The organism is Pseudoalteromonas sp. TB41 (genome assembly GCF_000497975.1).
GTDB classification, from domain to species: domain Bacteria; phylum Pseudomonadota; class Gammaproteobacteria; order Enterobacterales; family Alteromonadaceae; genus Pseudoalteromonas; species Pseudoalteromonas tetraodonis.
In genome coordinates, this window is record NZ_AUTH01000028.1 from 17,614 (window position 1) to 42,076 (window position 24,463).

A 24,463-nucleotide genomic window follows, 5' to 3' on the forward strand; every position below is an offset into this window, starting at 1 on the left:
CTAAGCTATAATAGAAACAACTTCACTATTTGATACATTAAATTAGCTAAAAACACACATAAGATAATAAAAACAATAGTACTAATACTTTTATTCTTTTCAATCTGCTTTTCTAATGCTAAGAATATACAAGTAAATATAAATATCAGATAGTTATCACTTGAATTTTTAATGAAAATGAAGAACACACTCAAAACAAATGTTATTAATGCAATTGATTTCATTCCTACCCCTTATTGATTTAAGGCCCAACCAAAGATTGGACCTTAATTACTTACTCTGTCGCCATTGAATAAAGTGAAGAGCCAATATACCAACCACCTGCAGCAGCAGCGATTACAGGAAAGAAAAATGCTCCTGCCGCGGCGCCAGCGATCGAGCCCGCAACGCCAACAATACCAAGCCCTAAGCCAATCGTATTATCTGCATTTAATGCCCCACCTGTAACGACTTTACATTCTAATTCGTTTAATTCTTTCATTATTTCTGACTCGCATAATATGCAGCACCAGCTGCAACTAGAACCAACCCGCCGGTCATAAACATAGCACCAGCTAATGCGCTAGTCGTAACAAAAGCGGCCCCCCAAGCTCCAGCTCCACCAATCAAACCTGTTGCACCTAGAGATCTTCCTCCACCATTTACTTCTTGAATTTCTTTTACGTTTAATTCACGCATTTTGTTATACTCCATAAATCCGATGCTTTTTAGTTAAGTCATCGGGTTGTTAATATGCTCAACCTTACAATTAGGTGAGCGGTTAATAGGCTGGCTTTAGCTGCTCGCTAAAGTTAACTAAAGCTGGCCGTCTTTTTCGGTTGTTTGCATTTAGCAAACCACCAAAACTTTTAAATTTTCCTTTATTGCTACAATTAACTTACTCGTCCTTTTAGGCTATACAGCGGCTCGAGTAACCATTCAATTAATGTGCGCTGCTCTAGCATAATATCTGCCTCAAACAACATGCCGCTTTTTAGCTCAAATGCTTTACCATAAGCCTGCATTTGTTGCTGGCTAAGTGTTGCTCGCAAGCGGTATACTGGCTCTTGCAGTGCGATAGGCAAGCGTATTTCGTTTGGGGTAATGAGCGCCTTATCAATCCGGCTAATTTTGCTGTTAATAAAACCAAAGCGTTGATAAGGAAAGGCATCAAATCGCAAACGCGTATCGTTACCAAGCGCAATAAAACCTGCTGAACGTGTAGGTAATAGTAATTCAGCCACTAATTCTGAACCTTCGGGAATAATATGCAGTAGCGGTTTGGCTTGGGTGAGTGTTTCACCTTCCACCACTTGAATACCCGTGACTGTACCGCTATTACTTGCGGTGACGGTGTATTGATAGTTACTTTTAATTTGCGTAAGTTGGTTTTGAACATCCGCTTGTTGGCGTTTAAGACTATTTATACGCAACGTGTATTGCTGGGGCACGTTGGCAATATTAAAGCTTAGTTGGCTTAACTGGTTTTCTTGCTGCATCAGCAAGCGTGCTAGGTTTTGTTTTTCTTGCTTAGCATCCAACAGGGCTTGCTGTTGTTGCTCACGCTCAATATTTGATAAAAAGCCATTTTTATTAAGCTGGTTAAGGTTACTTTGTTGGCGGTTAAGTAGCGCTAGTTTTTCATCAGTAAGTTTAAGTTGGCTTTGTAATGCAGCTTGCTCATTAGTTAGTGCACGTTTTTGTGCCTGCAAGTTAAGTGACTCTTGCTTTTGTAGGGTGTGGTTTTGTGTAATTTCGTCATTAAGTAGTTGTATTTGCATACTTAGCTGTTCAACTAGCTGGGTACTCAAGGCTATGCCTTGGCTGTTATTTTGCTGCACAATGATGGTCGCCAACGGCTGACCTTTATTAACGGCATCACCCTCTTGTACAAATAGCTGCTCAATCATACCACCTTGATTAGCAAAGCTTTGGATAACCCCTTTATTAGGCATTAAAAAACCGCGCACGGTTTCTTTGCGTGAGTATTCTGCAGTGAATAAAAAGGTAATAACTGTGACAGCCACACAGGCCAAAATAAGCACAGTTAATTTTATTGATAGAGGTTGTATGAGGGTAATCGCCCCGTTAAACGCTCACTTTGCTGAGCGATAGCTTCCTTTCTAAATAACATCCCTGAACAATCCCTGAACAACCCTGATATCGGAACACTACATCTTCAGTTACAAAAAAACAACAACAAACATACAAAAACCTTTAAAAACAGCAACAACCGAACAAAAAAACAGCACAGTGCACATTTTTTAAACTTTCCATGCTGTTTTTTGTCGTTAGCTCGATAAAATTTTCATTGGCAAACTCAGTATTGGATTGTCAGAGTCAGCAAAATGCATCATCACTGCTACATGACCTGCAACCACCAGCGCATACATGACCGCTGAAAAGCCTTGGCCATATTTATCTAATGGCAATAAATGCGAATAATGACGGCCGCGCCATTCAAACACAATTTCCAGCGCCCCAACAAACAAAAAGAACACTAATAACATTAAACCAAAGGTGTAACTTAGCCATAAGCCAAATAACACTCCCAATAAACATACACTCAGCCCCACCCACGATCGCATTGAAAAGCTAATACTCTTTAAAACATGTCCGCCATCAAGTGGTAAAATAGGCAGTAAATTGAATAAGTTAAGCAGTGCACTAAGTACCGCAACGCCTGCAAATATTTCCATTTCTGTGGCGTAAAAAAGCACCACGCCTAGCACTGAGGTAAACAAACCAAAGGCAGGGCCCATTAGTGAGATCACCACATCTTGCCAGCGCGTAGTTATTTTATCGTCGCTAACGGCTAACCCGCCTACAAAAGGAATTAAATAAATGCCTTTGGTTTTTATCCCAAAATACTTCATAGCTCGCACATGGCCATATTCATGTACCACTAGGCAAGCAATCAGCATTAACGCAAATTCAATGGTAAACAGCCAAGCATAACCGGCCACCGATGCGCTCGCTAGCGCCACTTTAACCACCTTAGCACTTTTAAATAACTTAAAGCCTAGCGCCGCAAGTCCCAAAAAGCCTTTTTTAGATTCGCCTTGCGCCGCCACAGGTAAAGCCAGCTGAGTGGCAAACTGATTATCTACAAATAGCGCAATACTCTGTTGGTTAACGTCACTGCTATCAATACCAATTAGCTGCTCATCAAGCATAAACTCAACATAGTTTTCACGTGGATTTTCAAATGCAATCGCTTGCTGATCATGAAATATTTTTACAATTTGTTGCTTATCTAGCATAAGCGTAAACGGTTGTTCGGCTAGATTCAGATCGATTTTTATCATTGTTATATCAGTTCGCTTAATTAGGGGTGCTATTTTGAGGCAGAAAAATCCTGTCGATAGCAAGGCAAAAACTTCGTTATTTAGTTGCTCTTAAGGAGAATTTTTTAACGCAGCTCGCGTCTGACTTGCCCCTCAAAATGATTAAGTATTATTGCGGCTTGGTATTATAACCATTATAAATTATGGCGCTAGTATACCTACCCACCTAAAAAACACGAGTGAGATAGAATAATTTGTCGATTGGATTTTGCTGATATTTAAAATTTAAAACAGCAATAAATACTGACAAAAACAATTCAAGCGACTATTTTTAAAACAGAAGGATATAAATTACGACTGTTAAGTTAAGGACAACAATGCGCACAAAATTACCAAACATACTCGTTGTCGATGACTCAAAAGCCATTTTGATTGTCATGAAAGCTATTTTTAATGAACTCGAAATGTCGCAAACCACAACCACCTGCTTAAACCCAGTTAAAGCACTTGAAAAAGTAAAAGCTGATATAAACTATTTTGATGCCATATTTACCGATCTAAATATGCCAGAAATGGATGGCATGGAGCTGATCCGTAACTTAGGTGAAATAGGCTATTGCGGTGCAATTGTTATTATTTCTGAAATGGACCCTAAAATAATCAGCCTAGCCGCTGACCTCGCTAAACAGCACAATGTGCATTTAATTGGCAACCTATCTAAGCCTGTGCAACTCAATCAGGTAAATACGTTACTTACCAAAATCGCTCAGTTAAACAGCCACACACTTGTAAAAGAGCGCCCAATCACTAAAGAAAAACTAATTAACGCATTAAAAAATAATGAAATAACACCTTACTATCAACCTAAAATAAATATAAACACCAATCAAATACAAAGTGTTGAAGTGCTGGCTCGCATTGTATCAAGTAAAGACGAACGAGTTATTTTACCAAGCCGTTTTATCAGCCTGGCTGAGCAATGCGATTTAATCAATGACATTACGTTTACGCTATTTGAAAAAGCCTGTGGTGACATCAAGCAGCTAAAAGAGCAGCTAGGTACAAATTTGAAATTGTCATTTAACTTATCGCCGTGTCAGTTAGATGATTTAAACAGCCCCAATAAGTTATTACAGCTTCTACAAAAACATGATGTTTTACCCAGTGATGTGGTGCTTGAAATAACCGAGCAGCATGCCCTTTCAAGCTACACACAACTCGAAACCTTAAATAGATTAAGAATATTCGGCTTTGGGATTTCACTCGATGACTTTGGCACTGGTTTTACTAATATTAACCAACTGAAACAGCTGCCATTTACAGAAGTAAAAATAGATCGCTCTTTTATTAGCCACATAGAAACCGATAAGTTTTCTCAAGTGGTAGTCAGCTCACTGATTAATATGACAACCCAAGAGCAGCTTGAATTAGTGGCCGAAGGGGTTGAGCGCCCCGAAGAGCTGGCCTACCTCAAGCATTATCAAACAAATTTAGCTATACAGGGCTTTTTATTTAGTTGCCCAAAAGCAAAAGCTGAATTTATCTCGTGGGCCCAACACTGGATAAAAACAGCTGCTAAAACAAAAAACAGCTAACGAGATTCATTATCGTCGGCGCTGACGATATGCTCACTATCAGCTAAACGCTGGTGCCAACGCTGCTTTGCTACGGCGCGCATATTGGTTGATTGATCTCGCTCATCCACAATTTCTAAGCCCATTAACGCTTCTATCATATCCTCAAGCGTTACAATTCCTTGCACATCACCGTATTCGTCAATCACTAAGCAAATGTGGGTACGTTGGGTGAGCAATGTTTGTAATAGCGACGATACATTTTGGGTGTTCGGTACCGTATAGATAGGTTTAACTAACTTACTAATTTTGTAATCTGTGCCTAACCGATGATATGCCAACATAATATCGTTTTTATGTACAAAGCCTATGATATCGTCAGCGTCTTTGTCATAAATTAGCACTCGAGAGAATGACGACGAACCGTGTTCACTCAAGTAATGATTAACGGTAAGATCTTTATGGATTTTAAAAATGACCGTACGCGGTGTCATTAAATCGGTTAGTTTTGCATGCCTAAAGTGCAGCAAATTACGAATGATTTCTGATTCATCAGCATGAAGCGCCCCAGACTCACTACCAATGTCGGCCATTGCTTCTATTTCTTGGCGAATATAATAGGCCTCATTATGCTTTTGACCCATCAAATTAGTTAGCTTTTGTGCTGCCCAAACAAAAGGCTTAAGGACTAGTACCAAAATACGTAAACCATAAGTCACACTAGGCGTTAAAGCACGCCAATAATTAGCCCCCAGCGTTTTAGGAATAATTTCAGATAACACCAGTACCAATAAAGTCATAATTGCAGACGCAATCCCCACAGCCGCATCTGAAAACACCACGGCAGCCTGTGCACCCACGCCCGCAGCACCGGCAGTATGTGCAACAGTATTAAGTGTTAAAATAGCCGCTAATGGCTGATCGATATTACTTTTTAGCTTCTCTAGTTGCTTAGCCAGTACTGGCCGCTCTTTACGAAGCAGCGCAACATAACTAGGTGAAATGCTCAATAGCACCGCTTCCATGACAGAACATAGAAACGAAATCACAATCGCTGTAACCATGTAAACGATTAATAGTGTCACTTTTTTTCCTCTAAATTGGATATATGAGCATCATAACAATACATGCTATATTTGGCCAAATCTCCAATAACAATAGGCATAGCAATGAATTTAAGCGCACCTTGGCATCGTTACGCAAAACGTTTTACTCACTTGGCAGCCCTACTCACATTAAGTAGTTTGAGTTTAACGGCATTAGCTGCCCCACTCGATCAATCAAAAATTCAGTTTATCGGGCCTCTTGCAGAAGACATGCAAGCAAAGCCATTTCAAACACCGCATGGCGACGTGATTATCAATAATCTGCTTGCACAACTTGAATCAAACAAAGAAAGCTTTGTTGTGTTTGGTAAAAAGCACAAGTGGCAACCACTTGATAAAATTAACGCGCTTACTTTAGGCGGTTTACAAGCACTTAAATTTAATATTGAAACTAACCGATTTACTCAAGGCTCCTTAAACATTAAAGGAATAGAGCAAGGCCAGGTTTTTATTAACGGTGAGAAACAAAGTGGTGAAAACCAACGCTATCAGCTTGCTTTAAATAACGGCTCACACACCGTTATTGTCATTGCTCAACAGGTTGCTAATTGGAATGATGTCACCTTAGAGTTTGTGCCAAAAGCAGAAACTGACGCCGTGACCCTAACGACAAATAAGACCAAGCGCTTATCGGCTAAGCAATTGTTTGACGCCCCAACTATTAGCGGCTTGTCTTTGTCACCTGATGCTAAGCATTACTTAAGTACAACAAAGCGTTACAGCGATAAAACAGGCAACGACGCCATTACCACAACCGAGCTTAAAAATACTAATAACCAAACGGTATACCGATTTGAAGAAGCGCAGCCTAGCCAATTCACTTGGAGTCCTGATAATCAATTTTTAGTCTATTTACTCAACGGCGAATTAAAGCAGTTAAACCGTAAAACTTTCGCTATAAAAACCTTAGCCTCAGGCCTTGAGGGGGCAAGCAACTTTAGCTATTACAACGATAATAGTATTCTTTTTAGCTGGTCCAAATCACCTGAAAAAACCAATAGCCTCACTAAACATCATAAAGGCTTGCAAGACCGTTGGTCTTACGCCCGTACGGTTAGCCAATTATATTTACTCGATACCCACAGTGGTTTAACCAAAGCCCTGACCGAAGGCGTATTAAGCCATCAACTTGAAGATGCTAATAGCAACCGTGGAAAACTATTAATAAGTCGTCCAGTAATGGCCATGCAAGCCTCAACCCATCCAAAGACTGAGCTGGTTGAACTTACATTAAAATCCAACAGCATAAAATCGTTAGGTAAGTTTAAAACCTTTAATCAAGCGAAATATACCGCAAACAATATTTATGTTGTTGCAGGCCCTGATTTTAAAAATAGCGCAGGCAGAGTACTACCGCAAACTATGCTGGCGAATAATTATGATGGCCAGCTGTATTTACTAACCGATAACGCTAAAAAAGTAACGGCGTTAAGTAAACAATTTGACCCTGCGATTGGCACATTGGAAGTACTAAGCAATGGCGATGCGTTAATCAAAGTGACAGAAAAAGACACCCAACCACTGTATTTATATGATCTGAGTAAACAACGCTTTAAAAAGTTAGATACAGGGTTTGATATTGTAGAACAGTTTAGTTTTTCAAATACTCGCAATACCCAGCTACTGCTCTCTGGCAGTAATGCTTCAAGCGCCCAACAACTCAAGCGCTTTGACGTAAGCAAAAATAAGGTGGAGTTAATCTGGGATTCAAACCCGATTGCATATGCCAATACCACGATTCCTAAGCTTGAAGAATTTAACTTTACCAATAAGCGTGGCGTAGAAATATCTGGTCGTGTTTACTTGCCAAGTAATATTGATAAAACTAAAAAGCACCCTGCTCTGGTCTATTACTATGGTGGCACCTCACCTGTGACTCGTGGATTTACAGGGCGTTACCCTTTTAATTTATGGGCAGCAAACGGCTATGTGGTTTATGTGGTACAGCCAACTGGTGCAACGGGCTTTGGACAAACTTTTTCAGCGCAACATGTCAATGCGTGGGGCGATTATACCGCCGATGACATTATGCAAGGCACAGAGGCATTTTTAGCTAAATATGATTTTGTAGACAGAAGTAAAGTCGGTAATTTAGGGGCATCTTACGGTGGGTTTATGACGATGCTGCTTGCTACTAAAACCGATATGTTCAGCGCGTCTATTGCTCATGCGGGAATTTCAAACTTAACTTCTTACTGGGGTGAAGGATGGTGGGGATATTTATACTCAGGCGAAGCCTCTAAAAATAGTTTCCCGTGGAATAACTCTGAACTTTATAGCCAACATAGCCCAGTGTTTCATGCCGATAAAGTGACCACGCCATTACTGCTTATTCATGGTGACAGCGATACGAATGTGCCAGTAGGTGAAAGCTTAACTATGTACACCGCGCTAAAACTGCTAAATAAAGATGTTGAAATGATTGAGTACAAAGGAGCCGATCATCAAATATTTGCTCGCGATAAGCGCTTTAATTGGTGGAACACTATGTTGGCTTACTTTGATAAAAAGTTAAAAAATGAACCACAATGGTGGGATTCAATGTACGGCCAGTAGTCATTTAAATGCGCACTTAAAATAATTTATAAAAAGTGCGCAATACAAAGGTAATTTCATTATTCTTTTTTGTAATATAAAGTTACCGAAAAAAATTAAACTCTGTGTTATGCATGTAACGAATAATGCTAACATGCAAGGCTACTATTAAAAAAATAACAGACTATGGCAATTAATGTTTTATTGGTTGAAGATGACGAGCTGCTAGTAAAGCGCATCCAAAATCATTTTATAAATACCGAGTTCTCTATTGACGTTGACGCAACGGGTGCCGATGCTTTAAGCATGGTCAAAAGCCGTGTAAATCAGCGCAGTGCTATTTCCTTGGCAATTATTGATATTGTGCTGCCAAAGCGCAATGGTTTACAACTTGCCAAAGAGTTAAATACGCTCACCGATATTGGTGTTATTTTGTTATCGAGCCGTGACTCACAAGCTGATCGTATTGCTGGTCTTGCTCAAGGTGCCGATGACTATATTTGCAAGCCTGTCGATTTACTCGAGCTTGAGTTGAGAATGCGCGCTTTATACAAACGTATTGCAAACAATCAACACGACGATGACAGTGAAGAGTTTATCGAATACGCTGATTTTAAACTCCATCCAGATAACCGCACACTCATTACAGCCAGTGGGATTGAATCACGGCTCACCGAAGCAGAGCATAAAGTGCTTATTTGTTTAATCGGCAATGCCGGTAAAGCCACTTCACGTGAAAAAATATCAGAAGAAATTGGCCAGCCTGATTGGAGCCCCAACGATCGTACCGTAGACGTGTTAGTGGGTCGTTTACGTAAAAAGCTTAACGATGAGAAAGATCAAAAACGCATCGTCACCGTGCGTGGTAAAGGCTATATGCTATCTATTTAGTATTGGGTTAACTGCGATAATAAACGCTCAAACGCCCGATAATTAAGCGCTTCTTTAAGCTCATTTAAACTAATTTGTGGCGCGCCCTTTAAATCACTAATGGTACGCGCTACTTTTATCACTCTATGATAAGAGCGCGGCGATAACGCCAGCTTTTCACTGGCTCTAGCTAAAAACTGTAGCTCCGCAGCGGGTAACTCGCAGTATAAGCTCATTTCTTTGTTATTTAGCCGCGCATTCACTTTACCTTGGCGTTTTAATTGTATTGCATAAGCCGCTTCTACTCGCGCTCTCACTTCAGCACTGGTTTCTTCTGCAGTCGTACTTTGTAGCTCCACGCTGCTTAGTCTAGGGAGCTCAATTTGCAAATCAATTCTATCGATAAACGGTCCCGATACCCGCGATAAATAACGCATCACTTGATCAGGGGTCGCCCGTTTATCATGATGGCACCCTGTCGGGCTGGGATTAAGTGCTGCAATAAGCTGAAACTGTGCCGGAAATTCCATTTGTCTTGCCGCGCGCGAAATCGTCACGGTTCCGGTTTCCATTGGTTCTCGTAACGAGTCCAGTACTTTGCGCTCAAATTCAGGCAGCTCATCTAAAAATAATACGCCATTGTGCGCTAACGATATTTCACCGGGTTTAGGGTTAGACGAACCGCCTACCAGCGCAACTGCAGAGCAAGTGTGATGAGGATTTCGAAATGGTCGCTGACGCCAGTTGGTTAAATCGATTGAGTGGCCAATAATGGAATACAAAGCAGCGGTATCAATGGCTTCATCATCTGACATGGTTGGCATTATTGTAGACATTCGTTGCGCAAGCATTGATTTGCCGGTTCCTGGTGGCCCTAAAAATAGTAGGTTATGTCCACCTGCGGCAGCAATTTCTAGTACTCGTTTAGCACCGGGTTGGCCTTTTACATCACTTAAATCGAGTAAAAAGTCTGGCGCTTGGGTACAGTCAGGGTAGGCAATATTCAATGGTAAAGGTTGTTGGTTGAGTAAGTCTCCCCACACCTCTTGTATAGAGCTTACCGCTTTTCGTTTTACACCGCTGACAAGGCTGGCCAAACTATCGTTTTCAAGAGGAAGAAAGCAACAACGGTTTTGCTCTTTAGCACCGAGCACTGAGGGTAAAATAGCATTCACTGCACGTATTTCACCATTAAGTGCAAGCTCACCATAAAACTCATACTTATGAATATCAGGGCAGACTATTTGCCCCGATGCGACCAAAATGCCTACCGCAATCGCAAGGTCAAACCGCCCGCCGTCTTTTGGTAAATCGGCAGGTGCTAAATTAACGGTGATACGTTGATCGGGAAATCCAAATTGAGAGTTTTCAAGGGCGCTGCGTACTCTATCCTTGGCCTCTTTAACCGATGCTTCGGGTAAGCCGACAATATGAAATGCAGGTAAACCATTCCCTAAATGCACTTCAACCATAACCTCGGGGGCATTAATTCCTACTTGTGCGCGAGAAAATATACGGGCTAACGACATTCCTTATCCTAGTTAACTGCTGTATTAAACCAGTTTAGTCAGGATATTTAAAAACATGTAATATAATCTTCCATTTAATGGCCGAAAAGCGCAGCAATAAGGTCATTAACATACTCAAGATCATCGCCACTTCCACCGTTAAAGATAGGTTTATAGCTAACGTATACACAATACCACCAGCAATACAGGTAATAGCATAGAGCTCACCTTTGAGCAGCATAGGAATATCGCGGGCAAGCACATCGCGAATCAATCCACCAAAACAGGGGGTGATCACCGCCATAATAATAACCGTCATATCAGGCATACCGGCCAATTGCGCTTTTTGTGCTCCCATTACTGCAAAAAAGGCTAAACCAAATGCATCGGCTGTTTGTAAAACATAATAAGGAATCGATTTTTGTTTATTGATCAGTCGTGTTGTAACAAGCACTGCGGCTAAAATAGCATAGAAGTAGCTTTGATCGTGTAACCAAAATACGGGTTGATCGAGTATCACATCGCGAACAGTACCGCCACCAATAGCCGTAACGGTTGCAAGCACAACCACACCAAAGCCATCCATTTTCTTTTCATAGGCAACCAAGGTGCCCGATATAGCAAATACCGCTACGCCAATTAAATCAAACCAGTGATAGAGTTCAGTCATAATTTTGATTACAAAAAGTTTTAAAGAGTTTAACGCATAGCATACTAAATATTCAGCAATAACACTTTCAAAAAGTAGAATTAGAAAAGAACAGCAGAAATACGTGTTAAAAATAGCGTGAGGGAATATGAATTTTAGGCATAAAAAAACACGCTTTAGGCGTGTCGATTTAATAAAACATGTTATTTCAGTGGTTGCGGGAGCCGGATTTGAACCAACGACCTTCGGGTTATGAGCCCGACGAGCTACCAGACTGCTCCATCCCGCGCCTGAAATTGCAGATTTATTTATAGTTGCTTACATTACAACTTGGCTTCCAATCCTCTAAAGGAAATTGGTTGCGGGAGCCGGATTTGAACCGACGACCTTCGGGTTATGAGCCCGACGAGCTACCAGGCTGCTCCATCCCGCGCCTGTATATTTTAAGTCTATCGACTACTTAATTTAATCTCTTAAGTTAGAGTTTACAGTAACCTCAAACCTCTAAAGGAAATTGGTTGCGGGAGCCGGATTTGAACCGACGACCTTCGGGTTATGAGCCCGACGAGCTACCAGGCTGCTCCATCCCGCGCCTGTAATTTCTTTGTAACAGTATCGTGTTATTCACAAGCCTGTTTCGAAGAGAGCGCTATAATATAGGAATAAACCTATAATGCAAGGTTTTACTAATTAAAAACGTTTAAGTGAACAAAAACCCATCAAAAGGCGGTTATTACACTAATCGCTGATGTGGGTTTATCATTTTTTGCCACTCCCAATCGGGATGCCCCATAACAATAAAGTCTGGGTTTTCTGTGCTTTCCCTTTGGTTATAGGTCAGAGGGTTAAACTCAGCATCGGTAATACACCCCCCCGCCTCTTCAACTATTACTTGTGATGCGCCAGTGTCCCATTCACCAGTGGGACCAATTCTTAAAAAGCAGTCAGCTTTACCTTCAGCAACAATACAAGCTTTAAGCGAACATGAGCCTAAAGCCACCGTTGCAAATTGCGCATTTAAATACTGACTCACGGCTTCTACCTTTTGGCGGCGGCTTACAGCCAAAGTTAAACTTTCGGGAGGCGCTACAAATATTTGTTTATCATGCTCGCCTTTACGCTTAAATGCCCCATTATTAGCGGTAGCAAAATAGGTCACGCCCTTTGCTGGCCAATGAATCACTCCCAATACAGGATGATTATTTTCTATCAGCGCAATATTAACGGCAAAGTCGCCGCTTTCTAATATAAATTCACCGGTGCCATCCATCGGGTCCAGCAGCCAATAGCGTTGCCAGTGCTGCCTGTCTTCCAATGCTGGGATCGGCGTTTCTTCGGACATAATAGGAATATCGGGAGCTAGCGCTTTTAAGCCAGCAACAAGTACATCGTTTGCGGCTAAATCTGCTTTAGTAACTGGCGTATTGTCTGATTTTTCTTGTTGACCAATATCATCTTTTTTATAAATAGCCATAATTGCATCACCTGCACTTTGGGCAAGTGTTATGCATGGTTCAAGTAATTTATCCATTAGTCGCTCCTGAGGCTAAGTACTTATCTAATAATAGCAGAGCGGCAACACTACGTGCTTCAGTAAAGTCAGGTTGTTCTAATAGCGACTGCCACTGCGCAAGTGGCCATTTAACAAGCACTAATGGCTCTGGCTCATCACCTAATAGGGTTTCAGGGTATAAATCTTTAGCAAAGAGAATATGCATAGTGGCATTGAAATAACTAGGCGCCATAGTGACCGTTTTAAGTGCTTCAAAGTATTCAGCACCAAAGCCAATTTCTTCTTTGAGCTCTCGGTTTGCCGCTTGCTCAGGTGTTTCACCGGGGTCAATTAATCCTTTAGGGAAACCTAACTGATAATCATTGGTGCCGGCGCAATACTCTCGAACGAGTAGTAGTTCGTTTTCAGCTGTGATGGGTACAATCATAACGGCTCCACGGCCACCGCCGCGAATTCGTTCATACTGACGCTCTTCGTCATTTGAAAATTTTAGTTCTAAAGACTCCACAGTAAATAAGCGACTTTTAGCGACAACATTATTACTGAGAATTTGTGGTGGTGTTGGGTGCTTTTTCTGTGTCATGGGCATCAATTTGCTATCATTGCAGTTATACTAATCATATACCCAAATGAGTATAAGATGCGAGTTTCAGTTTGAATTAAAAGCAATTTAAATGCAGAATTAATCATAAAATATCTTACCCGTAGTTAAGGTTAAATATTTATCTGGCGTTATTGAATTCGCCCTTAATATTTCATCATTGGGTATATGTTTTTAAAGTTCAATTAACAGAGCCCATTATATTTCGCTTGCAAGCATTTCATCGCAACGTAGTCATTTAACGCCTCAATTTCCACAAGGATATATCATGCTCAATTGGTCAAAAATCGATACTGTATTACTCGACATGGACGGGACTTTACTTGATTTACATTACGACACTGACTTTTGGCTCAATGTTGTTCCACAACAACATGCTCTGGCTCAAAATATCAGTTTTGAGGCAGCCCGCGCAGATATCTTAAAACGCTATCAGGCTGTGAGTGGCAAAATTCAGTGGTACTGCTCTGACTATTGGGAAGCACAGCTAAACTTACCTATTCTCGAACTAAAGCGCCAGTCTGCTCACTTAATCAAAATTCGTGAAGACGTTCCGCATTTTTTAACTGAACTTCGACGTGCAGGTAAAGAACTCATTTTACTTACCAATGCTCATCCAGAATGCGTAATGCTTAAATTTGAACATACCGCCATTGATAACTACTTAGACGGGGTGGTGTCAACGCATGAATATGGGGTAAGTAAAGAGCAACAAAGTTTATGGCACAAGGTTCAAGGGGATTTAGGGTTTGATAAACGCCGCACATTATTTGTAGATGACAGCTTACCGGTATTAAATGCCGCACGAGAATACGGCATTGAGCATTTACTTGCGGTTGCTAACCCGAATAGCCAGCAACCACATAACGATATAACCGATTACTTAAGTGTCACCGATTACCGTAAGCTTATTTAGCTTATTCGCCCTGAGGGTAACGCGCTACTAAGCCTTGATATACCTGTTTTGCAAAATCTACATGCTCAGTATCAAGGCTTTTAACTACTTCAACTAAGTGTTCGTTATCTTCTTTGCCATGCCACACTTTAATGTAGCTACCCTCTTTGTAACCATGATCCTGACGGAAGAAGTTCAGCGTATTTTTACCCACATAGCCACGATATAAATCATCAATATCCATACCGATTTGTGCCATACAACCGGCAAAAGCAGCCGCGTTAAAGGTTTTATTGGCAACCGCACTGGCTGCTAATAATTCAAGCGTTTGTTTAAAATCATCACCTTGCTGTGGGGCGCTCATTTGAGTTTGTAGCTGTGTTGCTATTTGCTCGTAGCTGGTCTCACCGTCGATACGTAGCGATAAACCAAAATGAAAAATATCAACCAGCTCTAAAATTACTTGTTCAGTATCTGGCGTTTGTTTTTTCCACCATTTCCAACCGTAATGATCCAGCATTTCTGCACATTCAACCCAAATAGCTCTATACCATTCAAAGCCTTGACTAAACCATTGCTCATGTACTTTGGTATTCATGGCATTTTGCATTTCTAGCATAACAACTAGTTTGTTTAAATTCGCAGACATATTGGTTCCACTGTTGGATTTATAATTAGGGTAATAATACAGATAATATAACTTAACGACCAGCCGAAAACTCATGCCACGAGTTGATCAGGTCAACAAAGTCTTCAAAACCACAACCACTGCTTAAATCATTCTCTTCCAGCATGAGTTCGTCATCTTGGTAGGCTAATATATCTTCGTTATCTTGATGCAGCGCATGTGCTTCGAATAATGCTTCATCTTTAGAAAGGATCAGATCAATTTCTTGGCCTTTAAGTGTTACCGGCTCAAAGCTTGAACTCACCGAGCTAATAAGTGCCTGCACCATCGCCACTTTATCTTTGCCTATTTCTTCATTTAACCAGCGGCCTATAATCGCGTGCTCGCTGCTAATTTTAATTCTTAACCCACTAATAGGATCGCGAATGAATTGGTATTCCATAACTTTATTCCAGTACTGCTAATACAACAGATTATAACCTAATCAGCTATGAATAATGAAAGCCAGATACAAAAATAGCGCCATAAGGCGCTATTAAAGTATGCTCACTATAGCTAACCGCCTGAGCGATAGCGGGCAGCATCAATAATTGCCCATAAATGGAATACGGCTCCAATAATGGCTGGAACAACTAAAAACCATAACGCATAACCGCCAAAAACCAGAATTGCAAAAACAAGTGCCGCTAAAATGCGGCCCTGCACCAACTGCCCTAAACCGGGGAAAAAAATATTACATAATGCTGCGATTACGTTACCGCCAGAACCTTGTTGAGACATACTAACCTCTGTAGTTTAATTAATTTTGTATTTGTACTTATTATTTATACTTACACACTTTATGCCAATTTATTAAGGCTTACAAATCATACAGTTAAATTATTACGAATTTATCATTTTAGTATTTTTTGCCAAAAATAAGTCAAATTAGCAATTTTAAATAGCTATTTTAGTTACTTGCTCAGTTTATACTGTTAACTATTCAACAACTTAAATACGTATTTTATAAATAGCTGTTTATAAAAACAGTATTTTATTTAGCCTAACAAAAACACCTGTTATACTGCTCTCATTATTGATTAAAAAGGCGTAACGATGGACGTTTCAGAATTACTCGATGGCTTAAATGATAAACAACGCGATGCCGTTGCAGCGCCATTACAAAACATGCTGGTATTAGCAGGAGCAGGTTCAGGTAAAACTCGAGTATTGGTTCATCGTATTGCCTGGTTAATGCAAGTAGAGCAAGCCTCTGCCTATAGTATTTTTGCGGTAACCTTTACTAATAAAGCCGCTAAAGAAATGCGCTCACGGGTTGAAGAAACATTAAAAGCCCCTGTAGGGGGCATGTGGATTGGTACTTTCCATGGTTTATCGCACCGAATTTTGCGTGCACATCACCGTGAAGCAAACTTACCAGAAGCCTTTCAAATTTTAGACTCTGACGATCAGCTTCGTATGATCAAGCGCTTATTAAAATCGATGAATATTGATGATAAAAAATGGCCGGCAAAGCAGTTTGGTTGGTACATAAGCGCTAAAAAAGATGAAGCTCTGCGCCCTAAAGATATTCAGGCATACGATATTAACGAGCAAATGATGCTGCGCGTTTATGCCGCCTATCAAGAAGCTTGTGATAGAGCGGGCCTAGTTGATTTTGCTGAAATATTACTACGTAGCTATGAGGTTCTTAAAAATAACCCAACCTTGCTGCGTCATTATCAGCAGCGCTTTGCGCACATGCTCGTAGACGAGTTTCAAGATACCAATACTATTCAGTATGCATGGTTAAAATTACTTGCGGGCGATACCAGCAGCATCATGATTGTAGGTGATGATGACCAAAGTATTTATGGTTGGCGCGGCGCAAAAATAGAAAACATTAAACGCTTTTTAACCGATTTTGATGCAGAGACGATTCGCCTTGAGCAAAACTATCGCTCGACTGCCACTATTCTTAAAGCCTCAAACGCGTTAATTCAAAATAACTCCGAGCGAATGGGTAAAAGTTTATGGACCGATGGTAACGACGGTGAACCTATTTCTATTTATGCTGCTTTTAATGAGCTAGATGAAGCGCGCTTTGTGAGTAGCAAATTACGTAGCTGGCTTAATGCGGGTAATGCACTTCAAGATGCGGCTATTTTATATCGTAGTAATGCGCAATCGCGGGTACTTGAAGAAGCAATGCTACAAGAAGGTTTAAAATACCGAATTTATGGCGGTATGCGATTCTTCGAACGCCAAGAAATTAAAGATGCTCTTTCATACTTACGCTTAGTGGGTAACCGCCAAGATGATGCGGCATTTGAGCGTGTTATTAATACGCCCGCCCGCGGCATTGGCGATAAAACATTAAGCCATATACGTGACTGCGCTCGCGCTGAATCCTTGCCGCTTTGGTATGCTGCTAAAGCCATTGTAGAGCAACAGCATTTATCGGGTCGCGCTTCTGGAGCTGTTGCCAAGTTTGTTGAGTTAATTGAACATATTGAAGATAAGATTAGTGACTTAACGCTGCACGAGCAGGCTAAATATGCCATTCAAACCTCAGGGTTAATGGCAATGTATCAGGCTGAAAAAGGTGAAAAAGGCCGTGCTCGGGTTGAAAACTTAGAAGAATTAATTAGCGCCTGCGATCAATATGAACTCCCTGAAGAGGAAGAATTCAGTTCACCACTACAAGGCTTTTTAGCCTACACCTCGCTTGAATCAGGTGAAGGGCAAGCTGATGAACATGAAGATGCGGTACAAATGATGACGCTTCACTCAGCTAAAGGCTTAGAGTTTCCGCTGGTATTTATGGTCGGTGTTGAAGAGGGCATGTTCCCATCACAACAAAGTAATGAAGAAACGGGCCGTTTAGAAGAAGAACGCCGCCTTTGTTATGTAGGTATGACCCGTGCTATGGATAAACTGTATATAAGCCACGCAGAAAGCCGCCGTTTATATGGTCAAGAAAAATACCACAGCCCATCGCGTTTTTTACGTGAAATACCCGAAGACTGCGTAGAAGAAATTCGCATTAAAACACAAGTATCTCGTCCGCCTGCAGCCGGTCGCTTTAGCGCATCGGTTAGCCATGCTGCATTTGAAGAAAGCGGATTTAACTTAGGTCAACGCGTGCTGCATGCAAAGTTTGGCATTGGCACCGTACTCAACTACGAAGGCAGTGGCGCACAATCTCGCGTACAAGTTAACTTTGACGACTTAGGCAGTAAGTGGTTAGTAACAGCTTATGCAAGATTACAAGCCGTTTAACCACGTTGTAGAGCGTGCACAGCAACAACTTGCGTATGCGAAACATCGCCAGTTACTGCTGCTTACAGGCGATAAAAATTGGTGTTATGAGCAATGTACTCAGCTGCTTGCTCATTTGCAGCACCCTTCTTTTGTACTGTCAAAAAGCACTCATTTAATTAATGCACATTGGCCAGAGCATACCCACCAAATTTTAGGGCAAGAGTGCGCCCATGCTGTTTATGACGGCTACAGTGGACTGGTGCCAGATAAACTAGCTGCGCTTAGTGGCGTTGTGCAAGCAGGTGGCTTTTTAATTGTATTACTTCCACCGCTCGAATCACTTGAACATTGGTGCGATCCTGCGCTGCCATTATTTCAATCATTTGGACAAGCGCATCAATACAGCTTTTTTAATCAACGTTTAAAGCACTTACTGAGCAGCGCCTCTTTATTACATTTTAATCAACAAGATGGCTGGGTTACTCTTGCCGACATTGATGCATCAGCAGGTACTATAGATTTTACCGAGCAACAACAATGTGTTGAATTAATAAAAAAAACCGCGCACGGACGGGCAAATAGACCATTATTGATTAATGCTGATCGGGGACGGGGTAAATCAGCCGCATTAGGGATTGCCGCAAGCGAGCTCAGCGATAAAAAAATCCTCATCAGCTCTATGCAATTTCGCGCATTGCACAGCAGCTTTAAACATTTAGCAAACGCACTTAATTTAGAGTATCAAGCAGGCAATAAATGCATTGCAAATATGCAATATGTTGCTCCTGATCAACTACTTAACGAACAGCCTGAGTGTGACTTGCTGTTAATTGATGAAGCGGCAGCAATCCCTGTTCCAATGCTCATAAAACTACTCCACCTTTATCCTCGCGTAGTATTTTCAAGCACCATGGTTGGCTATGAAGGCAATGGTCGCGGCTATATTCTAAAGTTTACTCGCTACATTAAAACGCATTTTAAAAATATGCGCAGTATGACTATTGAGCAGCCTATTCGCTTTGCAAAGCAGGATCCATTAGAGCAGCACATTCGCACGTTATTAGCCTTAGATGCTGAACATCACAGCGTCACCTTACACTCTACTCCTTTGCAATTTAAGCAGTTACAGGCACATCAACTTGCTAGTAACGAGTCACTACTTTATCAAGTGATTGGGTTGCTAACGCTGGCACATTATCAAACCAGTGTGAATGATTTACGCCACTTACTAGACGCCACTAAACAACATGTATTTGTTTGCCAACAAGGTGATAATATTCTCGGTGTCTGTTTAATTGCGATTGAAGGTGGGTTTAATGCCGCCATGAGCAATGAAATAGCACAAGGAAAGCGCAGGCCTCAAGGTCACTTAATGGCACAAACGTTAGCACAATTGAGTTTTAATGCTGATGTTTTAAAACAACACTGCGCCCGCGTGGTGCGTATTGCCATTGATCCACAGCATCACAACAAAAAAATAGGCACACAGTTACTTAAATACTGTGAACAGCAATTGCAGAGCGAGTGTCATTGGTTTGGTGCCAGCTTTGGTGGCAATGCGCAATTACTCAGTTTTTGGCAAAGTAATGGCTTTGATTTAGTTAAACTCGGTTTTCAAAAAGATAAGGCAACGGGCGAGCACAGTGCATTAGTTGTTAAAAGCTTAACTAAAAGTGACCAACTAGTAGAGCAATTAGTAGCACAGTTTGAAGCCGATTTCCCTTTGCAACTACTCGATCACTATAGTCAGCTTGATTATCAACTGGTCGCGAAAATTGTCTCTCATTTTAATACTCATACTGGCAGTATCACTGAGCAATTAAGATTAAAGTCTATGTTAACAAGTGACTACCAGCTTTTTAATATAAAACCATTGCTCTGGCGACGTTTTTGGGCATTGCCGTATAGCTTGCCAACCGATGACGATAATTTCCAATATGTTTTTATTAGGCTAGTATTACAAAATTGGACACCGAAAAATATCCAAAGTCAGTTAGGTTTGAATGGCACAAAGTCATTTAATACATTATTTAAAAAGGCTGTAAATAATTGGTATGAGCGCATTTCACATAATAGCAAACCTTAACATTGTCCTTATAGCATTAGTGCTTGGGCAAACTTTCGCGCATGCCGAGCAAACCAACAACAAAGTAATTAAGCTGGGCATGTCTACTGCACTGACTGGCCCTGCTAAAAATATTGGCCAACAGTTACATAAAGGTAGCAGCGTTTATTTTGACAAAGTTAATAACGCTGGCGGCATTAATGGCGCTAAGGTGCTACTTTTAGTGGCTGACGATCACTATGAACCCAAACAAACAGTTAATAATACTCGTGAGTTTATTTACACAAATAAAGTTGATGCCCTGTTTGGTGCCATGGGTACCCCAACCAGCCATGCAATTATACCTTTACTAGAACAATCAAAAATTCCGTTCTTAATGCCTTTTAGCGGGGCGAGCTTTCTACGTGAAAAACCGTCAGTTAAAGCATTTAACTTAAGAGCAAGCTATAACGACCAAGCACAAGAACAAATCAAATACCTCGTTGAAGAGCATAAACATACTAAAATAGGGCTGTTTATACAGGCTGACGAATTTGGCTTATATGTAGAATCAGGACTAAGAGAAGCACTCGCTAAATATAACCTTACACCGGTAATAGTTGCTCGCTACAAACGCAATAGCCAAGATGTGGAGTCGGCACTTAATACCTTAAAATTAAGCGGAGTTACGGCAATCTGTTTAGTCGGCACTTATGAACCACTCTCTGAGTTTATTAATAGCGCCCAAAAGCAAGGGTTTAATCCTGAATATACTAGCGTTTCGTTTGTACCCAGCTTTGACTTATTTGATGAAGTAAACTCACCCTCACATATTATGGTAACGGAGATTGTTCCAAACCCACTAAATTGTAACGATAATTTTTGTACTGAGTTTTTAGCCGATATGCAAGCGAGCAACATTAAAAAACCGAGTCGTCTTCATTTTGAGGGTTATATTAACGCTATGGCATTTAGCAAAGCAGCGAAAAACTGTCAATTCCCCCTTCAGCAATCCTGCCTGATGAATGAGCTTAATTCTTTATTAGTAACCGATACACTTATCCAAAAGTTATTCATAAATACTGAAAACAACAATAAACGTAATGTTTATCGCTCTTATTATGTGAATAAATAAATACCTTGCAAATATTGTTCTATCCTTAGTATACAAACTTAGTATGTGAGGAAGCCATGGACTTAATTAATTTTAAAGTGGGTTATAAAACCATTTCACTTAAGATTCTTGATATCTTATTAACGGAACAATTTCATAATAACCTCACGGTGCTGCCTAACGATAACAAGAGCTTCCTAGGCGTTAAAGATTATATGGGGATCCCAACCCCAGTATTTGACTTAGGAATAATTTTAAATGGCGTGTCTACAGAGCACAGTAACCGAGATGCGTTAAAGCAACTTAAATCTTGGCAAAAACAACTCAATACGTGGTTTAATCAATTAGAACAAGCGTTACTAAGTTCGCAAAATTCGTTAAATACGAGTCAATGTGAGCTTGCTGACTTTGAACAATTTTATATGGAATTTAAAACCGATAACGACGAATTAAAAAGTACGATGTCACGCTTTAATGAGCCGTTTAAATCACTTTTACAAAAAGTAGAAGACGCTATTAAAGTACATAAACAAAAAAATAGTAAACAAGTCCTCATACAGCTTGAAATTGTAAAGCGCCATGAGCTGATTCAATTAGAGCGCTTATTTGAATCAGCCAAAGAGCAAATAACCTTAGACTATAAACCGATTATTGTTTTTACAACAAAAGATGGAATGACCCCGCATGTTGGCTTATTAGTTGATAAAGTAGAAGATAATATTGAATATAGACAAGAAGATATAAAACCTCTCGATAAGTTGACTGAAATAGGCTTTGATATTGATCCACAAACAAGAAATATGATGCATGGATTAATTAAGCTAGCCGATAAACACAGCGTACTTATTGATCCAAGCGCTATATTTAAACCCAAAGAACTTCAAGCTTCTAACAACACACAAGAGCATGAAACCGAACCCTATGGACTGTTCTAAGCTAATTATTTGTTATAAACAACACTTATTAACAAAAGTTCGGTTGGTAGGCTTTAGGCGCTGATTCTTTTACTTTTACCTAATACCTTTCACCTCGAACCTGCATTTTCACTTTCCTGCAGACGTAAAAAAACCCGTCACATTGCTGTAACGGGTTTCTCTTATTTGGAGCCTGGTAATGTCGTAGTGCCCACCGCGGTAGAGAGCCACACTACATGGTACACTTATGTTTTTTAATGGGATGAATTGGACTCTGAGGTAGTCGGTGCGTTCTTTTACCCATGAGTTTCGTAATACTCAACCCATGCTACGAAGTACAGGTTGACACTGTGCAACTGATAGCTGACGGCTGATAGCTAATATTTTTACTTTCCTGCAGACAACAAAAAACCCGTCACATCGCTGTAACGGGTTTCTCTTATTTGGAGCCTGGTAATGTCCTACTTTCACATAGCAAATGCTACACTATCATCGGCGCTGTTTCGTTTCACTACTGAGTTCGGCATGGGGTCAGGTGGGTCCAAAACGCTATTGTCACCAAGCAAATTTGGTGTAAGGTCGATTTAATCAAGCTTACTAAAATTTGGAATTCTGATAATAAAAGTCTTCAAGTATCTACTTTAGTCTATTAACTTCTTGCTTAAACTGTCGCATAAAACGCGTTTGGCGTTGTATGGTTAAGCCTCACGGGTAATTAGTACAAGTTAGCTTAATGGCTCACACCACTTCCACATCTTGCCTATCAACGTTGTAGTCTTCAACGGCCCTTCAGAGACTTTAAAAGTCTAGTGAGAACTCATCTCGAGGCCTGCTTCGCGCTTAGATGCTTTCAGCGCTTATCAGTTCCGAACGTAGCTACCGGGCAATGCCATTGGCATGACAACCCGAACACCAGCGGTTCGTTCACTCCGGTCCTCTCGTACTAGGAGCAACCCCTCTCAATTCTCAAACGCCCACGGCAGATAGGGACCGAACTGTCTCACGACGTTCTAAACCCAGCTCGCGTACCACTTTAAATGGCGAACAGCCATACCCTTGGGACCGACTTCAGCCCCAGGATGTGATGAGCCGACATCGAGGTGCCAAACACCGCCGTCGATATGAACTCTTGGGCGGTATCAGCCTGTTATCCCCGGAGTACCTTTTATCCGTTGAGCGATGGCCCTTCCATTCAGAACCACCGGATCACTATGACCTACTTTCGTACCTGCTCGACGTGTCTGTCTCGCAGTTAAGCTGGCTTCTACCATTACACTAACCGTACGATGTCCGACCGTACTTAGCCAACCTTCGTGCTCCTCCGTTACTCTTTGGGAGGAGACCGCCCCAGTCAAACTACCCACCAGGCACTGTCCGTAACCCCGATTCAGGGGCCAACGTTAGAACATCAAAACTACAAGGGTGGTATTTCAAGGACGACTCCACAAAAACTAGCGTCTCTGCTTCTAAGTCTCCCACCTATCCTACACATGTAGGTTCAATGTTCAGTGCCAAGCTGTAGTAAAGGTTCACGGGGTCTTTCCGTCTAGCCGCGGGTACACAGCATCTTCACTGCGATTTCAATTTCACTGAGTCTCGGGTGGAGACAGCGTGGCCATGGTTACACCATTCGTGCAGGTCGGAACTTACCCGACAAGGAATTTCGCTACCTTAGGACCGTTATAGTTACGGCCGCCGTTTACCGGGGCTTCGATCAAGAGCTTCTCCGAAGATAACCCCATCAATTAACCTTCCGGCACCGGGCAGGTGTCACACCGTATACGTCATCTTGCGATTTTGCACAGTGCTGTGTTTTTAATAAACAGTCCCAGCCACCTGGTCACTGCGGCTCCAATCAGCTTAGGGAGCAAGTCCCATCACCAATCGGAGCGTACCTTCTCCCGAAGTTACGGTACGATTTTGCCTAGTTCCTTCACCCGAGTTCTCTCAAGCGCCTTAGTATTCTCTACCTGACCACCTGTGTCGGTTTGGGGTACGATTCG

The 24,463-nt window shown here is 41.2% G+C and carries 20 protein-coding genes, 3 tRNA genes and 2 rRNA genes; 8 read left to right on the forward strand and 17 right to left on the reverse strand.

The genetic code is table 11. From position 1 onward, the window contains the following. Positions 1–274: 274 nt before the first annotated feature. The 4 genes from L641_RS0104800 to L641_RS0104815 all read right to left on the reverse strand — a co-directional run bounded on the left by L641_RS0104800 (position 275) and on the right by L641_RS0104815 (position 3,287). Positions 275–481, reverse strand: coding sequence for a hypothetical protein (locus L641_RS0104800; RefSeq protein ID WP_013463769.1), 207 nt, complete (start codon positions 479–481; stop codon positions 275–277). Further along, complete coding sequence (locus L641_RS0104805; protein WP_013463768.1) at positions 481–678, reverse strand: hypothetical protein; 198 nt, start codon at positions 676–678, stop codon at positions 481–483. Before L641_RS0104805 ends, L641_RS0104800 begins: the two co-directional genes overlap by 1 nt. A 194-nt stretch (positions 679–872) precedes the next feature. Further along, positions 873–2,006 carry an HlyD family efflux transporter periplasmic adaptor subunit gene (locus L641_RS22185; protein ID WP_249365185.1) on the reverse strand — a complete coding sequence of 378 codons (1,134 nt, stop codon included), beginning with the start codon at positions 2,004–2,006 and terminating at the stop codon, positions 873–875. A gap of 264 nt (positions 2,007–2,270) precedes the next feature. Next, positions 2,271–3,287 carry a site-2 protease family protein gene (locus tag L641_RS0104815; protein ID WP_013463767.1) on the reverse strand — a complete coding sequence of 339 codons (1,017 nt, stop codon included), beginning with the start codon at positions 3,285–3,287 and terminating at the stop codon, positions 2,271–2,273. A 356-nt stretch (positions 3,288–3,643) separates the two neighbouring features. On the opposite strand from L641_RS0104815, the gene L641_RS0104820 reads away from it, so the two are divergent. Then, on the forward strand, positions 3,644–4,861 hold the full coding sequence (locus L641_RS0104820; RefSeq protein ID WP_013463766.1) for an EAL domain-containing response regulator: 1,218 nt from the start codon (positions 3,644–3,646) through the stop codon (positions 4,859–4,861). Here the strand turns inward: L641_RS0104820 and L641_RS0104825 are convergent. Then, positions 4,858–5,925, reverse strand: coding sequence for a hemolysin family protein (locus L641_RS0104825; RefSeq protein WP_024601285.1), 1,068 nt, complete (start codon positions 5,923–5,925; stop codon positions 4,858–4,860). The genes L641_RS0104820 and L641_RS0104825 overlap by 4 nt on opposite strands. An 84-nt stretch (positions 5,926–6,009) precedes the next feature. Here L641_RS0104825 and L641_RS0104830 point away from each other — a divergent pair, with 84 nt between their 5' ends. Together L641_RS0104830 and L641_RS0104835 are read left to right on the forward strand one after the other, a co-directional pair. Beyond that, complete coding sequence (locus L641_RS0104830) at positions 6,010–8,502, forward strand: prolyl oligopeptidase family serine peptidase (RefSeq protein ID WP_013463764.1); 2,493 nt, start codon at positions 6,010–6,012, stop codon at positions 8,500–8,502. A 165-nt stretch (positions 8,503–8,667) separates the two neighbouring features. Further along, positions 8,668–9,372, forward strand: coding sequence for a response regulator transcription factor (locus tag L641_RS0104835; RefSeq protein WP_013463763.1), 705 nt, complete (start codon positions 8,668–8,670; stop codon positions 9,370–9,372). Here L641_RS0104835 and L641_RS0104840 read toward each other — a convergent pair. The 7 genes from L641_RS0104840 to nudE form a co-directional block, all read right to left on the reverse strand. Beyond that, on the reverse strand, positions 9,369–10,880 hold the full coding sequence (locus L641_RS0104840; protein ID WP_013463762.1) for a YifB family Mg chelatase-like AAA ATPase: 1,512 nt from the start codon (positions 10,878–10,880) through the stop codon (positions 9,369–9,371). The two genes, L641_RS0104835 and L641_RS0104840, sit on opposite strands and share 4 nt — an antisense overlap. Before the next feature lie 34 nt (positions 10,881–10,914). Continuing rightward, positions 10,915–11,529 carry a trimeric intracellular cation channel family protein gene (locus L641_RS0104845; RefSeq protein ID WP_024601286.1) on the reverse strand — a complete coding sequence of 205 codons (615 nt, stop codon included), beginning with the start codon at positions 11,527–11,529 and terminating at the stop codon, positions 10,915–10,917. A gap of 191 nt (positions 11,530–11,720) precedes the next feature. Further along, positions 11,721–11,797 (reverse strand) — tRNA-Met (locus L641_RS0104850). Between the two features lie 67 nt (positions 11,798–11,864). Further along, positions 11,865–11,941 (reverse strand) — tRNA-Met (locus tag L641_RS0104855). Positions 11,942–12,023: 82 nt separating this feature from the next. Beyond that, positions 12,024–12,100: transfer RNA gene (locus L641_RS0104860), tRNA-Met, on the reverse strand. Between the two features lie 141 nt (positions 12,101–12,241). Continuing rightward, positions 12,242–13,039, reverse strand: coding sequence for a 3'(2'),5'-bisphosphate nucleotidase CysQ (cysQ, locus tag L641_RS0104865; protein WP_024601287.1), 798 nt, complete (start codon positions 13,037–13,039; stop codon positions 12,242–12,244). Continuing rightward, on the reverse strand, positions 13,032–13,604 hold the full coding sequence (gene nudE / locus L641_RS0104870) for an ADP compounds hydrolase NudE (protein WP_024601288.1): 573 nt from the start codon (positions 13,602–13,604) through the stop codon (positions 13,032–13,034). The genes cysQ and nudE overlap by 8 nt, the downstream gene beginning before the upstream one ends. Before the next feature lie 286 nt (positions 13,605–13,890). On the opposite strand from nudE, the gene yrfG reads away from it, so the two are divergent. Further along, entirely contained in the window at positions 13,891–14,538 is a 648-nt protein-coding gene (gene yrfG / locus L641_RS0104875; protein ID WP_024601289.1) for a GMP/IMP nucleotidase, read from the forward strand. A gap of 1 nt (position 14,539) precedes the next feature. Here yrfG and L641_RS0104880 read toward each other — a convergent pair whose 3' ends face one another. From L641_RS0104880 to L641_RS0104890, 3 genes are all read right to left on the reverse strand, one after another. Beyond that, the gene (locus L641_RS0104880) at positions 14,540–15,166 is read right to left on the reverse strand and encodes a dUTP diphosphatase (protein ID WP_024601290.1); all 627 of its coding nucleotides are present in this window, start codon (positions 15,164–15,166) and stop codon (positions 14,540–14,542) included. 52 nt (positions 15,167–15,218) lie between these two features. Further along, positions 15,219–15,587: a YacL family protein gene (locus tag L641_RS0104885; protein WP_013463756.1), complete on the reverse strand. Its 369-nt coding sequence runs from the start codon at positions 15,585–15,587 to the stop codon at positions 15,219–15,221. Positions 15,588–15,700: 113 nt separating this feature from the next. Then, on the reverse strand, positions 15,701–15,925 hold the full coding sequence (locus tag L641_RS0104890; RefSeq protein WP_024601291.1) for a hypothetical protein: 225 nt from the start codon (positions 15,923–15,925) through the stop codon (positions 15,701–15,703). A 315-nt stretch (positions 15,926–16,240) separates the two neighbouring features. Between L641_RS0104890 and uvrD the strand changes: the two genes are divergently transcribed. The 4 genes from uvrD to L641_RS0104910 are packed head-to-tail and all read left to right on the forward strand — an operon-like array spanning position 16,241 to position 22,481. Continuing rightward, positions 16,241–18,406, forward strand: coding sequence for a DNA helicase II (uvrD, locus tag L641_RS0104895; protein WP_008108265.1), 2,166 nt, complete (start codon positions 16,241–16,243; stop codon positions 18,404–18,406). Beyond that, positions 18,384–20,474: a GNAT family N-acetyltransferase gene (locus tag L641_RS0104900; RefSeq protein ID WP_024601292.1), complete on the forward strand. Its 2,091-nt coding sequence runs from the start codon at positions 18,384–18,386 to the stop codon at positions 20,472–20,474. Before uvrD ends, L641_RS0104900 begins: the two co-directional genes overlap by 23 nt. Next, positions 20,443–21,567 carry an ABC transporter substrate-binding protein gene (locus L641_RS0104905; protein WP_024601293.1) on the forward strand — a complete coding sequence of 375 codons (1,125 nt, stop codon included), beginning with the start codon at positions 20,443–20,445 and terminating at the stop codon, positions 21,565–21,567. Before L641_RS0104900 ends, L641_RS0104905 begins: the two co-directional genes overlap by 32 nt. Before the next feature lie 56 nt (positions 21,568–21,623). Beyond that, on the forward strand, positions 21,624–22,481 hold the full coding sequence (locus L641_RS0104910; protein ID WP_024601294.1) for a chemotaxis protein: 858 nt from the start codon (positions 21,624–21,626) through the stop codon (positions 22,479–22,481). Positions 22,482–22,908: 427 nt separating this feature from the next. Here L641_RS0104910 and rrf read toward each other — a convergent pair. Both rrf and L641_RS0104920 read right to left on the reverse strand, forming a co-directional pair. Further along, positions 22,909–23,023 (reverse strand): 5S ribosomal RNA (gene rrf, locus L641_RS0104915). A gap of 131 nt (positions 23,024–23,154) precedes the next feature. Then, positions 23,155–24,463, reverse strand: a 23S ribosomal RNA gene (locus L641_RS0104920); the annotation flags it as partial.

Coding starts and splice junctions, on each gene's coding strand:
- L641_RS0104845 (WP_024601286.1), bottom strand. CDS start 11,529: ATGACTGAACTCTATCACTGGTTTGATTTAATTGGCGTAGCGGTATTT.
- yrfG (WP_024601289.1), top strand. CDS start 13,891: ATGCTCAATTGGTCAAAAATCGATACTGTATTACTCGACATGGACGGG.
- L641_RS0104910 (WP_024601294.1), top strand. CDS start 21,624: ATGGACTTAATTAATTTTAAAGTGGGTTATAAAACCATTTCACTTAAG.
- L641_RS0104890 (WP_024601291.1), bottom strand. CDS start 15,925: ATGTCTCAACAAGGTTCTGGCGGTAACGTAATCGCAGCATTATGTAAT.
- L641_RS0104885 (WP_013463756.1), bottom strand. CDS start 15,587: ATGGAATACCAATTCATTCGCGATCCTATTAGTGGGTTAAGAATTAAA.
- L641_RS0104880 (WP_024601290.1), bottom strand. CDS start 15,166: ATGTCTGCGAATTTAAACAAACTAGTTGTTATGCTAGAAATGCAAAAT.
- L641_RS0104820 (WP_013463766.1), top strand. CDS start 3,644: ATGCGCACAAAATTACCAAACATACTCGTTGTCGATGACTCAAAAGCC.
- L641_RS0104805 (WP_013463768.1), bottom strand. CDS start 678: ATGCGTGAATTAAACGTAAAAGAAATTCAAGAAGTAAATGGTGGAGGA.
- L641_RS0104840 (WP_013463762.1), bottom strand. CDS start 10,880: ATGTCGTTAGCCCGTATATTTTCTCGCGCACAAGTAGGAATTAATGCC.
- cysQ (WP_024601287.1), bottom strand. CDS start 13,039: ATGGATAAATTACTTGAACCATGCATAACACTTGCCCAAAGTGCAGGT.
- L641_RS0104830 (WP_013463764.1), top strand. CDS start 6,010: ATGAATTTAAGCGCACCTTGGCATCGTTACGCAAAACGTTTTACTCAC.
- uvrD (WP_008108265.1), top strand. CDS start 16,241: ATGGACGTTTCAGAATTACTCGATGGCTTAAATGATAAACAACGCGAT.
- L641_RS0104800 (WP_013463769.1), bottom strand. CDS start 481: ATGAAAGAATTAAACGAATTAGAATGTAAAGTCGTTACAGGTGGGGCA.
- L641_RS0104835 (WP_013463763.1), top strand. CDS start 8,668: ATGGCAATTAATGTTTTATTGGTTGAAGATGACGAGCTGCTAGTAAAG.
- L641_RS0104905 (WP_024601293.1), top strand. CDS start 20,443: ATGAGCGCATTTCACATAATAGCAAACCTTAACATTGTCCTTATAGCA.
- L641_RS0104815 (WP_013463767.1), bottom strand. CDS start 3,287: ATGATAAAAATCGATCTGAATCTAGCCGAACAACCGTTTACGCTTATG.
- nudE (WP_024601288.1), bottom strand. CDS start 13,604: ATGACACAGAAAAAGCACCCAACACCACCACAAATTCTCAGTAATAAT.
- L641_RS0104900 (WP_024601292.1), top strand. CDS start 18,384: ATGCAAGATTACAAGCCGTTTAACCACGTTGTAGAGCGTGCACAGCAA.